The following is a 16,044-nucleotide window of genomic DNA, read 5'->3' on the forward strand; positions in this document are numbered from 1 at the left end:
TTCGGCTCCACCATGGACAACGCAGTGGATGCCCGATTGGGTTCACCGATGGGGGAATCTGCCGGTCCTTCTTCCTGTTCGTTCCCCGGCGGTGCGTGCTGGACTGGGACGATGAGGCGACCTCTGGCCGTGGCGTGCGTGACACTCACCCTTCTGGCGAACGGTGGTTTGGCGGCCGCGCAGGACACCGAGCTGCCGCAGATCCCGCAGGCGTTGAAGGCCGGGCAGCCGTGCACCGCCCCGTCGGGCAAGAAGGTCCCCTCGGTGCCGTGGCAGCTGCCTTATCTCGGCGCGGACCGGCTTTGGGCGCTGTCGACCGGTGAAGGCGTGACCGTCGCGGTGGTGGACACCGGGGTCGACGGGTCGGTCCTGCCGATCCAGCCGGTCGGTGACGCCGGTACCGACTGTGTCGGGCACGGCACTGTCGTCGCGAGCCTGATCGCCTTGCCTCTGGCGGACGGTGCCAAGGTTTCCGGGCTCGCACCCGAGGCGCGGGTGCTCGCGGTGCGCGGTACGGACAAGGCAGGCGCGGCGACCGCGGCCAGTATCGCGGGAGCCCTCGACGGTGCGGTCGCGGCCGGTGCGCGGATCATCTGCGTCGCGACGGCCGTCACCGAGGCGGATCCGGCGCTACGGCAGGCTGTCGACCGGGCCGTCGCGGCGGGCGCGCTGATCGTGGCGGCGGCGGGCCGCGACGTGACCACCGCGCGCGACGTCCCACCGGGCCCGTACTACCCGGCGGCGTTCCCCGGCGTACTCGCGGTGACCGCCATCGGCCCGGACGGGAAACCGGCCGCCAAGGCCGCACCCGTCCCCGGATCTCTTGCCGCACCGGGAAATCTCGTGGTGGGCAAGGGACCCGGCGGTGGCCCGTTCGTCGGTGCCGGACCCGCGTTCGCCGCCGCACACGTGGCGGCCGCGGCGGCGCTGATCCGGTCGTACCGGCCCGAGTCGACGGCGGCCGACATCACCCGGCGGTTGCGGGAAACCGCCTACCCGCAGACAGGGGTGACCGTGCTCGACCCGCTCGCGGCGTTGACGTCGGTCGCGACGGCCGGTGGCCCGGCCGCCGCCCGACGTGAGCCTTTGGTGGTGATGCCGGCGTCGGACCTCGCGAGCGCCAGGCAGGCGGCCTGGCTGGTGGTGGCCGTCGTCGTGGTGGCCGTCGCTCTGCTGGGCGCGGCCGCTTTCGTGATTCCGCGAGGACGGCGACGGGGATGGCGCGCCGGTCGTTAGCGCCGGTTCGGGTTCACGGACCCGCCGCAAGCCGCCGGGGAAACCCTTCCGGCGCTGATGGGGGGGCGGCGACGGAAGGGCGGGTCCGGTCATTTCGTGACTAGCGCCGCCTCGTGGGCCGAGAGGGCCGTCTGCACGATGGTCGTTCCGCGCCGCGTGGCGTACTGCGCCCGCCCGGGGATCAGGACGCGCGGCCGCACCTCACCGAACACGATGCCTTCCGAAAGCGGGCACGAGAGCAGCATCATCGGGGTGTTGACCTCGACGAGCCGCCGGAGCAGCGGATCGTTGGCGCCGCGCCCGATCCCGTTGGCGCCGCGGGCGACGACCAGGTGCAGACCCAGCGCGTTGCCCTGGGCCAGCGGGTCGAACAGTTGCTGGAACAGGGAATTCGACGACGACGCCACCATGTCGTAGTCGTCGATCACCACGAATACCTGAGGCCCGGTCCACCAGTCACGCAACCGCAGGCGCGCCGGGGTGATGTCCGGGCCGGGCGTCCGGGTCTGGACCGCCCGCGCGACACCGTCGATCATGTCGTGCACCGAATCCCCGGACACCGCGTAGCCCAGCTGGTACTCCTGCGGCACCGCGTCGTACAGACCGCGGCGATAGTCCACCGTGATAATCCGGGCCTCCTGCGGGGTGTACCGCTTGGTGATGCCGTCGATCACCAGCCGCAGCAGGTTCGTCTTCCCCGATTCCACGTCGCCGATGACCATCAGATGCGGGTTGTCCTCGAAGTCGTGCCACAGCGGCTCGAGACGCTGATCGTCCATGCCGAGTGCGAGGCGCATATCCGCGTCCGGCTCGGGGAGTTCGGTCCGGTCCAGTACCGGCGGCAGCATCCGGACCGGGGGAGCGGACGGGCCGGACCACGCCGAGGCGATCCGGTCCACCAGTGCCTCGACGTGTTCGGCGACGTCGCGTTCCACTCCGTCGATGGACGGTAGCGCGGTGAGAAAATGCAGTTCCTTGTCGGTGAGGCCACGGCCGGGGATCTTCGGCACGGTCGCCGCCGCGCGCATGTTGATCACCGAATCGACCGCGTCACCGAGCCGGAGTTCGAGTTGCGTGCCGACGAGGTCGCGGACGGCGCTGACGATCTCGCTCCACCGGCTCGACGCCATCATCAGGTGGATGCCGTAGTTGAGGCCACGTGAGGCCAGTTCGACGAACGTCGGCAGCAGGTCCATGAAGTCCTGCCGGATCGTGGACCAGCCGTCCACCACGAGGAAGACGTCACCGTGCCGCTGGTCGGCGTATTCCCCCGCGGCCCGCTTGCGCCGGTAGGTGGCCATCGAATCGATGTCGTTGTCGGTGAAGAACCGCTCCCGGCGCGTCAGCAGGGTGGTGACTTCGCCGATGGTGCGCTGGATCCGTTCGACGTCCAGACGGCCGGTAACACCTCCGACATGAGGGAGTTTTCGCAAACTGGTCAGCGTTCCACCACCGAAGTCGAGGCAGTAGAACTGGATCTCGGCCGGGGTGTGGGTGAGCGCCAGCGCGGTGATGAGGGTGCGCAGGGCGGTGCTCTTGCCGCTCTGCGGTCCGCCGACGATCGCGACATGCCCGTCGCTGCCCGCCAGGTTGACGAGCAGCGGATCCCTTGACTGCTCGAACGGCCGGTCGATCAGTCCGATCGGGACGGTCAGCCCGCCGCGACCGTACCATTCCTGCGCGGTGAGCCCGTGTTCACGGGTCTCCACCAGCGGCGGCAGCAATTCGTCGAGGGAACTGGGCGCGTCCAGCGGCGGCAGCCAGACCTCGTGCGCGGGCGGGCCGGCGTCGCGGAGCCGGTCGACGGCCAGTTCCAGCAGGCTCGGCACCGAACCTTCGGGCTCGGGTTCGGCCACCACCGGTTCGGGTTCGGGCATCGGTTCGGTGCGGGCGGCGAACTTCGAGGTGAACGGGACGATCTGCTGCGCCACCACCGCCTGCTCGACATTCCGGCGCACCACGCGGTGTGGGCCGGAGACGTAGGCCGCCTTGAACCGGTCGAGCGCCGCGGTACCGCTTTTGAGGAAACCGTTCCCCGGATCGGAGGGCAGCTGATAGGCGTCCGGTACCCCGAGCACGCCACGGCTTTCCATCGCCGAGAAGGTGCGCAGGCCGATCCGGTACGACAGATGCGATTCCAGCTGGTGGATCCGGCTTTCGTCGAGCCGCTGCGAGGCGAGCAGCAGGTGGACGCCCAGCGACCGCCCGAGCCGCCCGATCATGATGAACAGGTCCATGAAGTCGCGGTGCGCCGACAGCAGTTCGCTGAACTCGTCCACCACTAGGAAGAGGGTGGGCAGCGGATCGAGCGGAGTCCCGTTCGCCCGCGCCCGTTCGTAGTCCAGCGCGGAGCTGTAGTTGCCCGCCTTGCGCAGAAGTTCCTGGCGCCGCACCAGTTCCCCGTTGAGCGCCTCGCGCATCCGGCCGACCAGCGCGGCCTCGTCGGCGAGGTTCGTGATCACCGCCGAGGTATGCGGCAGCCCGTCCAAGCCGAGGAATGTCGCGCCACCCTTGAAGTCCACCAGTACGAAGTTCAGGACCTCCGACGAATGCGTGAGGGCGAGCGCCAGTACGAGGGTGCGCAGCAGCTCCGACTTCCCGGAACCGGTCGCACCGATCAGCATGCCGTGCGGGCCCATCCCGGACTGGGCGGATTCCTTGATGTCGAGATCGACGGTGGTGCCGGTCGGGCCGACGCCGAGTGGCACCCGGAGCCTGCCGCCGGGACGTTTCGCCGCCCAGCCCGCCGCCACGTCGTAGGTCTGGATGTCGGTGATGCCCAGCATGGCCGTCAGATCGAAGTTCGCGGCCATCGGTTCAGCCGACTTCTGCCGCGCGCCGACCCGGTAGGGCGCCAGCCGCATCGCCAGCGCCGTCGCCGTGTTGAGGCCGATCCCGTCCGGACGGCCGAGGTCGCCGGCGACCTCCTTGTTGTGCTGATCGACCGTGATCAGCTTCAGCATCCCGTCCCCGAGCCGGAGTCGCAGGGTCAGCGGGTCGTCCTGAACGGACAGTGCCGAAGAGAGGTCCACGACCGTCGTGTTGCGGTAACCGTCACCGGCGAGCCGGTTCGTGGGCGGCATGGTGACCCCGTCCACGAACAGCATCACGCAAGGCTCGTGGAGGTCGGGCAGGGCATCCGGATCGAATCCGGGCCGGGTGGCGAATTCGTCGCCCATCGCGGTTTCCAGTTCCGCGATGGACTCCACCACCAGCCGGGCTTCCCCCGCGCCGTCCGTTTCGCTGGGGTGGAGGTTGTGCGGCAGCCATTTCACCCATTCCCAGGACGCCCGGCGTTCCGGCGCGGCGAGCACGACGATCCGCAGTTCCGCGGGGGAGTGGAAGACCGCGATATGCGCGATCATCGACCGGGCGAGCGCCCGGATCCGCTCGCCCTCTTCGGCGGTGGCCTGCACCAGGATCCTGGCGAACGACGGCAAGAACACCGCGACCGGCTGGTCGGTCACGGTGCCGTAAGCGTGGATGAACCGGCGGAGCGCGTGCGCGGACAGCGGTTCCAGGTCGTCGACAGGCTTGGTGGACAACGGGTTCAGCCGCCACGCGAGCCGCTGCGGTCCCCGCGCGACGCGGATCTCGCCGAAGTCGTCGTCTTGGGCGTCCCGTTCCCACATCCGCGTCGTACCGGGCAGCGACCACAGCGAGGTCGGGTCGGGATGCCGCCAGGCCAGTGCTTCCCGTTGGCTGGTCACCACCTCCCTGACCTTGCGGCGGGACTGGGCGAGGTAGCGGAGGTAGTCGCGCCGGGCGTCGTTGAGTTTCTGTTTGCGTTCCCCAGCGCTGCGGCCCAGTTGGCCGACCAGCATGGCCATCGAGGACACCGTCATCAGCCCGGCGGCCAGATAGCTGAACGCGCCGTTCTCACCGGGGCGGACGAACAGCAGCACGGTCGCCGTCGACGACAACGCCATCGGCAGGTACATCATGACCGCGCCGGCGCTGCGCTGGACTTCGGGCAGCGTGGGCGGTTCCTGGATGCTCAGCTCGCCCTCGGGCATTTCCGGTCCTGGCCGTCGCGTCCCCTTGCGGAATGTGATTACACTCAAGGCCGGATTCCTTCCCTCTCGGACGCGCTGTGGTGGCGGCTCCACTAGAGGTGACGAAATCCGACCACGCGACGGTTCACTCACGATGCCGCGCGTCGGTCGCCCGATCGAAGGCGTGTGCCATGGCGACCACTTCAGGGCTGTGCAAGCTCCGTGTCCGTGCCCCGGCGGCCAGTTTCGCACTGGCCGTCCCGGTGGATATCCCGTTGATCGACCTGATGCCGACGATCCTCGGCCACGCGGGTCAGGATCTGGCCGAAGAGGGGGTGGACCACGACGGCTGGATCCTGCAACGGCTCGGCGACCCACCGCTGGACCAGGAGTCCACGGTCGACGTACTCAAACTGCGTGACGGCGAGACCCTGCACCTGCGGCAGCGTCGTGAACAGCTGCCCGCCGTCCATTTCGACGACATCATCGACGGCCTGTCCACCGAGGCCCGCGCCCGGCCGGACTCCTGGAGCCCGGGGGCCACCCGGTGGACGATGCTCGGCAGTGTGCTGGCCGCCGTGGCGCTCGGGTTCTGGCTGCTGGTGACCGCGCCCGCCGCGTGGCCGACCTTGTTGTCCGCCGGGGTGGCGGCCTTCTTCCTGCTGGTGTGCGCCGCCACGGCCGCCCGCGCGCTCGGTGACAGCGCAGCGGCGCTGTCACTGGCGCTGGCCGCGGTCCCGTTCGTCGGACTGGCCGGTTCGCTCATCCCTCACGGACCCGAAGGTCCGGTACTGACCGGCGCGCGGCTGCTGGCCGCCTGCGTCGCGGGTGCGGGAGCCGCCGCACTCGGGATGGCGGCGGTGGCGGGTTTCGCGCCGGTGTTCATCTCGGTCGCCACGTTCGGGCTGCTGTGCGCGACCGGTGGTCTGGTGATGATGCTCGGTGGCGACGGCGGCGCGTCCGCCTCGGCGACGATCATCGCGGTGATCGCCGTCCTGCTCGGCGCCTTCGTGCCGAGGATCGCCTTCCGGCTGTCCGGGCTGCGGCTGCCGGGGTTGCCCACCACCGCCCAGGAACTGCAGGAGGAACTCGATCCGCATCCCGGTGACGAGGTCGTCGGCAAGGGCCTGATCGCGGACGCCTTCGTGACCGCGTTGTTCGCCGCGATCGGGATGGCCTGCCTGGTCACACTCGAATTCGTGGTCCGCGACCCGTCGTGGCAGGCCGTCACCTTCGCCGCCATGCTGAGCGCGTTGCTGCTGGTGCACGGCCGCGCGCTGGGAAGTGTGTGGCAGCGGCTCTCGGTGATCGTGCCGGGGGTGTACGGCGTACTGCGGCTGTTGCTGGCTTCACAGCTGGATTCGGCCACCCCGTTGCCGATGGTGGCGGGGGTGTTCGCGCTGGCCGCCGTGGTGCTGGTGGCGCGCTGGACGCTGCCAGGTCGCAGGCTGCTGCCGCAGTGGGGCAGGCTCGCGGACGTCGCGGAGACCCTCGCCGCGGTTTCGCTGCTGCCGCTCGCGTTGTGGCTGCTCGGCGTGTTCGCGTTCATGCGCGGATTCGGGGGCTGAGGGAGATGAACGCCAAAACCGATCAGGTACAGGCACACAAGTTCATGCTGGGCAGGCTGTCGTCGGCTTTGCTGCGTGTCGATCCGGACGCGCCGGAAAGCCCGCTGAACCGGACGTACCGGGGCAGTGTCATCGGCGTGCTGATCGCCGTCCTCGCCTGCCTCGGCATGCTGGTGTTCGGCCTCGTCTCACCGGGCGGGAACAAATCCTGGCGGGTGGAGGGCGCGCTGGTCGTCGCCGACTCTTCGGGGGCGCGGTTCCTCTACGCGGGCGGCAAACTGCTGCCGGTACTGAACTATGCCTCGGCCAAACTGGTCGCCGGGAACCAGCTCGCGGTCAAACACGTCTCCGAGGCCTCGCTGAAAGAGGTGCCGCGCGGTGAGCCACTGGGGATCATCGGCGCGCCGGACGCGCTCCCCGCACTCGCCAACGATCCGTGGGAGGTCTGCACCGCTGTGGATCGCGATCAGGCCGGTCCGACGGCCTTGCGTGTCGGCGGCGCGACAGCGAACCCCCTCGGGGACGACGCCGCGGTCGTCGCGGTCACCCCGGACGGGACGACCTTCCTGCTGTGGAAGGGAAAACGGCATCGGGCGGTGACCGATCGCGGCGCGCTCGACGCGGTGGACGGGGTGCTCCAGTCGGTCAAGGTGCCGACCGCGTTGCTGGACGCGTTGCCCGCGGGCCCGGATTTCGGGCCGCCCGCGATCGAGGGACTCGGCGACGCCGGACCCACCCTCGGCGGAGCGGAATCGCGGATCGGCAGGCTGTACACCGTTTCGGGGGAACCCGCGCGGCATTACGTGCTCACGAAGGCCGGCCTCACGCCGCTGTCCGAATTGGACAACCGGTTGCTGACCGCCGATCCGGAGATCCGCCGGGCCGCGTACGGCGGCGGGGAGATCACGGTGACCCCGCTGCCGGGACGGGTGGTCAGCGAGCGGCTGGCCTCGGTCGAGCAGCCGCCGCCCGCGAATCCGCCGAAGGCGACGACACTCCACAGTGGACAAGGACTCTGTGCCCTCGTCACCCCGGACGGCGACACGCCGCGTACGCAGGTGGCGGTGGCCGACAGGTTCACCCGGCAGGGACAGGTGCCGGTGAGTCAGCCCGGTATCGCGGCGCCCTGTTCCCGGGTCGACCGGATCGCGGTGCGACCCGGGGGAGGTGCTCTCGTCAGGGCCTCGGCCGCGTCGGGACGGGCCGGTGACGCCCTCTTCCTGGTGACCGACACCGGGGTGAAATATCCGGTTCCCCCAGCGGGCGTGAAGGCACTCGGTTTCGAGTCGGCCGCCTCGAACGGGTTGCCCACCACCCTGTTGAACCTGGTGCCGACCGGCGCCGCGCTGGATCCGGCGATCCTGCGCGACGGGGGAACGGTGCTGCCCGAGGCCGCCACCTGCGGTTCCTGACCGGAGGAACCGGGGCCGGCAACTTCTGCCGGTGGTTCCGCATGGTCTGCGGGTCCAGGGCTTGGTGTCCTTGCCATGGAGCGTCATGGCGGATGGTGAAGTCCGCGACACCGCGAGGAAGGGCGAGCGACCGATGAGCACGAATTTCCAGAAGTCCGACAGCGGGATGAAGGGTGGCCTCGCGGCCATCGAAGAATGCGAATCCACGTGCAAGGTCATCCACTCGGGAGTGACCTCGGTCCGCAGCGACCTGAGGTCCGGCTGGCAGGGCGCGGCTTCCCAGACCTTCCTCAACCAGCTGGAGCTGTGGGAGACGGATTACCTCCAGGTGCTCAAGATGCTCACGGAGATCAAGGACCTGGTCAACGAAAGTGACAAGACCATGAACGTCTCCGAAGACGACATCAACCTGACCGCGATGACGGCGTTCGGCGGCAACGAGGGCAACCGCATCTTCAAAGAACTGTCCTGACCACTTAATTCCCGATTCAGAAAGGAAACGATCATGAGTACTTCCTATGACGGTTTCGCGGTCAGCGGCAATGTTCCGCACCTTGCCGAGCGGATGGTCGCGTTGAGCAAGCAGATCGACTCCGCACTGCTCGACCTGGAGCAGTCCATCAAGCCGATGACCGATAGCTGGATCGGCCAGGGCGCCACGTCCTACACGGATCTGCAGCGCCGGTGGCACGCCACGACGAAGGCCATGGAAAGCCGGTTCACCAAGGGGCACCAGACGCTGTCCATGTCCTTCGAGAACTACCAGCGCACCGACGCGAACATCGGGGCGAAGTTCCAGATCTGATTCCGGGTTGCTTTCAGGAAAGGGAGCAGGGGCGTGGCTGACAGCGGCGACATCAAGATCACGGTCAGTTTTCTGAAGGACTTCCAGTCCGGCGTGCTGGAGAAAATGGTCACCGAACTGGAGGAGAACAAGTACCTCGCGGAACTACAGTTGGCCGCGAACAACCCCACCGGAAAACGACGGCTGCTGGCAGGCGCCGAAGCATGGGAGCCCGCCAAGCTGCTGATGGAGAAGTACGAGGGGAAGGCCGGTACCGCGCCCACGTTGTGGGCGCAGGTCGACGTGATCCAGAAACGGCTTGTCCGGCTGAGCGAAAGCATCTCCGATGTGCTGCGGGTCGCGGAGAACGGCGAGAACGAGAACATCAAGCTGTCCACCGAACTCAACATGAGCCAGCTCGGCGAGATCCTCGGGGTCGACTCGCCGCCTCCTACCGGTAACGGTGGCAACGGCGGCACGGGAGTCTGATCGCGATGCCCGACAACCCCATCGGCAAGAACAGTTCGCAGACGCCGTGGGAAGATGTTCTCAACATCTTCGACAGCACAAGCGATTCACTGGGTTCCAAAAAGATGCCCAGCCGGGAGACCATCCTGGGTTTCCCGTGGCTCAAATGGGACGTGTGGGGCTCCACGCATGGCTCGAAGAATCCTAAGGGGTGGGATTTCGTCGCACGCAGTTCGACGTTCTCCATGCAGTATTGGGGCGTCGCCAGCGCCAACTATGAGAAGTTCGACCCCGCGATGAATACGTTCTACGGCAATATGAGAGAAACTCTCGCCTCCATGCAAGGTGATCCCAACTATAATCCGCTGGGGCAACCATGGACGTTCACGAGGGCGTTCGACGCGTTGAACGGGACCAAAACCCTGCTCGAACGCCACGCCGGGGATTTGAAGGGCTGGCGGGACAAGGTCGGGAAGAAGGGTGACGACTTCCAGGGGACCGGCGCCGGGGCGTTCCGGGAGGTACTGGACGATCTCATGTTCCGGTGTAATGACCTCGTACGGCAGCTGGGAACGCGTTCCAGTGGGCTGAAGGTCGCCCAAACCACCACTGATGATGTGAATACAAAAGACATCAACGAAGCCGAGACCGGTCTTCGGTGGGCCTTCAACAAGCTCCAGTCGGGCTATAACGAATGGATGACCAAGGCGGGTGCCGAATACCCCACCAAGCTCTTCGGCACGATCAAGAATACGGATTGCAAACTGGCTTGGCCTGGCGGCGCGTTGCAGGCGATCTGGAACAGCGATGCGTTCAAAAACGATCTCGAGTCGAACAAAAGCGACTGGCACAACGGTCGCGTGACCGAGGCCTACCCGACAAGTAAACTGATCGGTGCGGACGCCAGAAACCCCGCGTTCTGGGAAGGGATCATGTCCGCGGCGCGGGATCTGTGGACCGACCATCTCGAGGCCACCCTCGATGTCGCGGCCAAGGCCGTGCTCGCGGAACTCCCCAAGGGCTATGACATCGCCAGGTCGCTCCTGCCGCAGATCAGGGAGCCACATCGGCTCAATCTCCACAAGGCGCCCCCGCCGCCTCCGCCAGGCTCGCAGGGGCCGGCCCCGCCGCCTCCTCCGCCGGGGCCGGGGAAGGGCGGACCCAAGCCGCCCGGGCCCAAGGACGGGCCGCCGAAGGTCCCGGATCTCACCAAGGACAACAAGAACTCCAAGGATTCCAAAGACGACAAGGACAACAAGGACAAGGGGCTCAACGGCGGGCCGCCTCCACCGACTCCTCCGCCGGGGCCCAAGCCGCCGCCCGCCCCGCCGAAGCCGGACGACAAACTGAAGGTGCCGACCGGCTCGACCATCGGCCCGGGCGGTGTCGTGCTCGGCCCCGACAAGAAGCCCCTGCTCGACCAGCTCGGGCGCCAGATCGTCGTGCCGCCCGGATCCCGGATCGGTCCCGACGGCAACATCATCGGCCCGAAGGGCGACAAGCTCGCGGAGAAGGACCGGTTGGCCCGGCCGGAGCCGGTCAAGAAGGACGAGTCGCAGCAGTCGGAGCTGGACAAGTACCTGAAGTCCTTGCGCGGAGACGGCACCCCGTCGATGCCGACGTTACTCGGGTCGCATTCGCCTTCGGTGTCGTTGTCGTCCAGCGAATCCCCGGGCCTTTACAAGGGATCTTCGGTCTCGAATTCGTCGTTGGGGTCCATCGGTTCGCCGGGCGGCCTCGGTTCGACCGGTTCGACCGGCGGGCTTGAGGCGCCCGCGCCGCCGGAAAAACCGGTGACGACCGAGGGCGGCCCGTCGCTGATCAAGAACCAGCAGGGGAACGGGAATCAGCAGAACGGAATGGGCGGCGTCCCGTTCTACCCACCGACCGCGGGCGGCATGGGTGGCGGTGCGGGCGGAGACCAGAACAAGGGTGAACGCGACCGGACCACCTGGCTGACCGAGGACGCGGAGACCTGGGGCACCGATCCGAAGCTGCCGCCTTCGGTACTGGGTGGCCGCAGGCGCGGAAACCGGGCAGCGGGACGAGGTGCCGGCGGTCCACGCAACTACGGACAGGGAGGAAACGATGGCCGACTGGCTGGAGGAGCAACTTCACCAAACCATGGCCACGCTGAGGGATCAGCGTGACCGGATCGAGGCGGCGAAGGCCGATCTCGCTTCCCGGACGTCTTCGGCGACCTCGGCCGACCGGATGGTCACGGTGACCATGGATTCGCAGAACTCCGTGGTGGGCATCAAGTTCAACACCACGAAGTACCGGTCCATGCCGCCGGAGCAACTGGCTCGGACACTGCTCGACGTGCTCGAACGCGCCCGCCAGGAGATGGCGGACAACGCTGTCGAGGTCTTCGGTCCGCTCATGGATCAGCGCGACGACCTCCGTGCGGCCATGACGGGCAACACCGAGGTCGACAAGGCGTTCTCGGCTCTGTGGAAAGAGGCGCCTTCGGACGTCTTCGGCAGGGGAAAGGACTGATCTTCCGTGGCGCTGGGTGGACCGGACACGACGAAATGGGTGTGGGAAGAGGCGCTCAACATCTTCACCCTCGACCCCACCTTCCCCGTTGTGCCGCAGCGTTCGACCGTCCTTGGCGTGCCCTGGTTGACGTGGCGCGTCTATACCCACCTTCGCGGCCCCAGCAACAAGGTGCCGACGAATATGATCCACGCGGAAGGCATGACGTTCTTCACGTCCTGGTACGCCGTCGCCGACGCGAGCACGGAATTGGAAGGGGCGGCGGCGACCTACTTCGCCAATGGCAACAAGGTCGTCGACTCCCTGAAGGAGGATGTGAACGACGTCGCCAGGCATTCCACCTTCGAGCTGGCGGCGACCACCTTGGGCGGGATGGCGAACTGGCTGACCGCGCAGGTCACCCCGCTGGAAACCTGGCGGAACAAGACCGGCCACCGCGGCGACGACTTCCAGGGCACCGGTGCGGGTGCGTTCTGGAACGTGCTGGACGAACTCGCCAACAAATGCGATGACCTCGTCGCCCAGATGACCAAGGACCGCACGTCCTGGGAGGCGCTCCGGCTGGTCGGCGGCTTGCTGAAGCGCACCGGCGAAGTGCTCGATGAGGGACGCGCGCGGTGGCAGGGCGGCGAAGTCTTCAAGTACGACACCGGCCTGGGGTTCTCGGTCACCGCGCCAGGATCGGAGTTGTCCACCCCGCAAGGCGTGGTGCGCGCGATCTGGCAGGCACCCGAACTGGTCGCGGATTTCGCGAGTCACTTTCCCCCCAAATACACCAGGGAGAAGGACGGCTGGCCGACGAGCACCTATCTCGGCGGAACACTGGACGAAAGCAATGGTGCTCCGCGCGAAAAGCTGGAGGAGGCGGCGCAACACGTCTGGAAGGAACACCTGAAGGTCGTGGACGCCCACGGGGCCTCCGTGGCTTGGTTCCTCGACTTGACCTACCGGCAGACCCTCCCGTACCTGCCGTCGATCCGGACCCCGGTTCATCTCAACCTTTCGGGAGGCACCGGCGGTCCCGACGAGGGTGGGGCCGGCCCCGGAGGCGACGGCCCCGGTCCTGGCGGGGGAGACGGTTCGACCGAGGACAAGGGCCCGGTCACCACCACCACGTCCTCGGGTCCGCCACCGCCGCCGCCGTTCACCCAGGTCGGCGGCCCCGGCGCCAAGTTCCCCCCGCCGATCACGCAGGTCGGCGGGGGGAACACGTTCCTGAAAGTGCCCACCGGTTCCTATGTCGGCAGGGACGGCGTCGTCATCGGCCCTGACGGCAAACCCGTTCTGGGGTCCGATGGCAGGCCGATCATCGTCCCGCCGGGCTCCCGGGTGAACGGGAACGGCGAGATCGTCGGACCGAGGGGCACCGGAAACCTCGAGCAGAAAGACCGGCTGCGCAAGGCATACCCGCCGCCGGGTACGACCGTTTCCAGCAACGCCGGGGATTCGCCGATGGAGCGGTACCTCAAGTCGTTGCGGCGTACCCCGCCGCCGCTTCCACCGCTGCGTGCGCCCGACACGATGCCCATGACCATGTCGAAGTTCGATCCGCAGGCCAACTTCCACAGTGGACTGGGCTCGCTCGGTGGCGGCCGGATCGGGGTGTCGTCGGACGTGTCGTCGCTCGCCCCAACGCAGGGCGGGAAGCCGGCGAGTACGCCTGCCACGGGGCCGCCGACGCTCGGTGGTCCCAAAGGGGCGGCGGGAACCGGCAGCGGGAGCGGGGTGCCGTTCTATCCGCCTTCGGCGGGCGGGGCGGGCGGCGCCGGAGGGGGCAAGGGCGAACGCGACCGGGATACCTGGATCGCCGAGGACGAAAAGACCTGGGGCACCGACCCGACGGTCGCGCCGGGCGTGCTCGGCAGGCGTAGGCGCCGGACCCGCGGCCCGGGTAGTACTCAGCTGAGTTCGAATCCGCAACACGACTACACGCTCGGACTCGGTGACGGCAACTCCGCCACCGGTCAAGGCACCGGCAATACCACGGGATGAGGACGAGACCATGACTGATTTCCGGGCGGACCCGAAGGCCATGCAAACCCTTTCCGAGGCGTATCGGGATATCTCGGCCAAGATGCGCAAGATCAGTGAACTCGGCACGGACCGGAGGGACTTGGTCTTCGAAGCCAGTGGAGACGACGAAATGGGCGAGGAGATCAAGTCCAATCTCGGCGACCCGGTGACGAAGATCGAAGACGCCTTCCTCTCGATCGGCGAAGTCGTCGAGAACCAGACCAACGTGACCAACGGGATGGCGGCGAAGCTCACCTTGGCGGAGAACGAAAACATCGCGAACGTCCACGGTGGACTCAAACGCTAGTGGCGTATCGGGTCGCGGGGTCGTGAGTGGCGATTCGGGTTAGAACCCGAATCGCCACTCACGACCCCGTACGCGAAGCCTTGATGATCTCCCGGCGGTCGTGTGGATGCCGTCGGCCAACCTGAGCCAGTAAAGGAAGCGGGAACACCATGCCCTCGGTCGCAGAAGAGTCCACCGGCGTCGCGGTCGCCACGGCGGAGGCGGCGGCGCCCGCCGTCCCAGAAGTGAAGGCGGACAAGGAAACCACGTCGTCTTCGGAAGCCGGGACCGCCGCGGCCGGTGCCGTACCACCGGTCGTGGACACGGGCACCGACGTCTCGTCCTCGCCACCGGCGGGCCGGATGTCCAAACCGGTGATCGTGGCGGCGGCCGTCGCCGGTGTCGTGCTGGTCGCCCTTCCACTGGCACTCAGCGGACTGCTCACCGCCGACCAGTCCGGTGAGGGGCCCAACGCGGCGGGCTACGCGAAGGATCTCCCGCCGGACGGCGGGTTCGTGCCGGGGCTGGCCGCTCCGCCCACCGACCTCGGCGGCATGCCCGTCGGTCCGCCCGGTGCCGCCTTGCCCGGCCAGGTGGCCGACGGCGTTCCGGCAGGCCAGGCGGGCGCGGCCGCCGATCCCGGAACCGCCGGTCTCCCCGGTGGGCCGCCTCCGCCCCCGGGAGGAGGCCCGGCTCCGGCGCCTCAGCACCAGGCCCCGCCGCCCCAGCAGCAGCGGCAGGGGCCGCCCGCCCCGGCCGCCAAGACGGTCTCCTACGACGGCATGGCGGGCAAGGGATGCGGTGGCGGCACCGGTTTCACCGGCGTCGGCGCCTACAGCGACGGCAAAGCGGGCTGGGTGAATCACGGCGGTGGCGGCTGCGGCTCGGCGTTCGTGTCCATCCCCATGTCCGGCGACGCGAACAAGGACGACCCCAGCGCCTACGGACTGTGGACGTTCAACACCGGCCCGGTGACCGCCGGTTCGTGCGCGGTCTCGGTCTTCGTCCCGAACGGCGACGCGACCGTGGCAGGCGGGAGCCCGTCGGTGTACCGCGTGTTCGACCGGTTCGCGGTGGACAAGGGCACACCGGTGGGGTCTTTCCAGATCAACCAGAACGCCAACCACGGCCGGTGGGTCAGCGTCGGCACGTTCCGGATCAACGGCGCGAAACTGGCTGTGCAGCTGCTCAACCGGGGCCGCGACTGGTCGGGTTCCAGCAAAACCTACGCACACCACGCCGCGGCGATGATCAAGGCCAAGTGCCAGGCCTGAGGGCGTCCTACCCTCGGCCGCGAGTCGGTTCGCTCGTGTTCTCAAGTCCGTGAAGGCCTCCTTGAGGGACTCTGGGTCCCTCAAGGAGGCCTTCATTTGTGTGCCTACGTCTGACCTGCGGGTTGGTGGGTGGGTCGTGAGGTGATGTCACCACCAGGTCGATGGACGTCGCGCGTGATTGAAGGCGGAACTCGCGTGTTTAAACGCGGAACTCGCGTGATTGGAGGCCGATCTCGCCCGTGACCGGGTCCGCCGTGAGTTCCGCTTCCAATCACGCGAGTTCCGCGTCCAATCACGCGTGATCGCCACCCAATCACGCGTGTCACGCCTAAGGCCACACGTCGACCAAGGGGATCTCAGAGCGCGAGCCCCGAGTAGTGGGTAAGCAAATGCGGTGCCCCCAAGGAGGCCTTCACGGACTGCCGCCCGACACGACACCCACCGCGTGCTGGTGAACCGTTCGGCTATCGGGCCGCGTTGTCTCAGGTGAACCGGTCAGGAGGTAGTTC

12 protein-coding genes are annotated in these 16,044 nt (G+C 67.9%); 11 read left to right on the forward strand and 1 reads right to left on the reverse strand.

Annotated elements, in window-relative coordinates:
* Positions 1-138 precede the first annotated feature (138 nt).
* Positions 139-1,236 carry a S8 family serine peptidase gene (locus DL990_RS33365; protein ID WP_233620652.1) on the forward strand — a complete coding sequence of 366 codons (1,098 nt, stop codon included), beginning with the start codon at positions 139-141 and terminating at the stop codon, positions 1,234-1,236.
* An 89-nt stretch (positions 1,237-1,325) separates the two neighbouring features.
* Here the strand turns inward: DL990_RS33365 and eccCa are convergent, their stop codons facing one another.
* A complete protein-coding gene (eccCa, locus tag DL990_RS33370; RefSeq protein ID WP_233620653.1) occupies positions 1,326-5,300 on the reverse strand; it encodes a type VII secretion protein EccCa in 3,975 nt (1,324 codons plus the stop codon).
* A 122-nt stretch (positions 5,301-5,422) separates the two neighbouring features.
* Here eccCa and eccD point away from each other — a divergent pair, with 122 nt between their 5' ends.
* From eccD to DL990_RS33420, 10 genes are all read left to right on the forward strand, one after another.
* Positions 5,423-6,799: a type VII secretion integral membrane protein EccD gene (gene eccD / locus DL990_RS33375; protein WP_125801094.1), complete on the forward strand. Its 1,377-nt coding sequence runs from the start codon at positions 5,423-5,425 to the stop codon at positions 6,797-6,799.
* Positions 6,800-6,804: 5 nt separating this feature from the next.
* Positions 6,805-8,211, forward strand: coding sequence for a type VII secretion protein EccB (gene eccB, locus DL990_RS33380; protein ID WP_125801095.1), 1,407 nt, complete (start codon positions 6,805-6,807; stop codon positions 8,209-8,211).
* Between the two features lie 133 nt (positions 8,212-8,344).
* Positions 8,345-8,683, forward strand: a complete 339-nt coding sequence (locus tag DL990_RS33385; RefSeq protein WP_125787230.1) for a WXG100 family type VII secretion target — start codon at positions 8,345-8,347, stop codon at positions 8,681-8,683.
* 33 nt (positions 8,684-8,716) lie between these two features.
* Positions 8,717-9,016, forward strand: coding sequence for a WXG100 family type VII secretion target (locus tag DL990_RS33390; RefSeq protein WP_125787229.1), 300 nt, complete (start codon positions 8,717-8,719; stop codon positions 9,014-9,016).
* A 33-nt stretch (positions 9,017-9,049) separates the two neighbouring features.
* A complete protein-coding gene (locus DL990_RS33395) occupies positions 9,050-9,484 on the forward strand; it encodes a hypothetical protein (RefSeq protein WP_125787228.1) in 435 nt (144 codons plus the stop codon).
* A 5-nt stretch (positions 9,485-9,489) separates the two neighbouring features.
* Positions 9,490-11,613: a hypothetical protein gene (locus DL990_RS41345; RefSeq protein ID WP_158632680.1), complete on the forward strand. Its 2,124-nt coding sequence runs from the start codon at positions 9,490-9,492 to the stop codon at positions 11,611-11,613.
* Complete coding sequence (locus DL990_RS33405; protein WP_125787281.1) at positions 11,588-11,962, forward strand: YbaB/EbfC family nucleoid-associated protein; 375 nt, start codon at positions 11,588-11,590, stop codon at positions 11,960-11,962. The genes DL990_RS41345 and DL990_RS33405 overlap by 26 nt, the downstream gene beginning before the upstream one ends.
* A gap of 6 nt (positions 11,963-11,968) precedes the next feature.
* Complete coding sequence (locus DL990_RS33410) at positions 11,969-13,954, forward strand: hypothetical protein (protein ID WP_125801096.1); 1,986 nt, start codon at positions 11,969-11,971, stop codon at positions 13,952-13,954.
* A gap of 10 nt (positions 13,955-13,964) precedes the next feature.
* Complete coding sequence (locus DL990_RS33415) at positions 13,965-14,282, forward strand: hypothetical protein (RefSeq protein ID WP_125787226.1); 318 nt, start codon at positions 13,965-13,967, stop codon at positions 14,280-14,282.
* Between the two features lie 149 nt (positions 14,283-14,431).
* Entirely contained in the window at positions 14,432-15,535 is a 1,104-nt protein-coding gene (locus DL990_RS33420) for a hypothetical protein (RefSeq protein WP_125801097.1), read from the forward strand.
* Positions 15,536-16,044 lie beyond the last annotated feature (509 nt).

It is taken from the genome of Amycolatopsis sp. WAC 01416, assembly GCF_003947485.1.
Lineage (GTDB): Bacteria > Actinomycetota > Actinomycetes > Mycobacteriales > Pseudonocardiaceae > Amycolatopsis.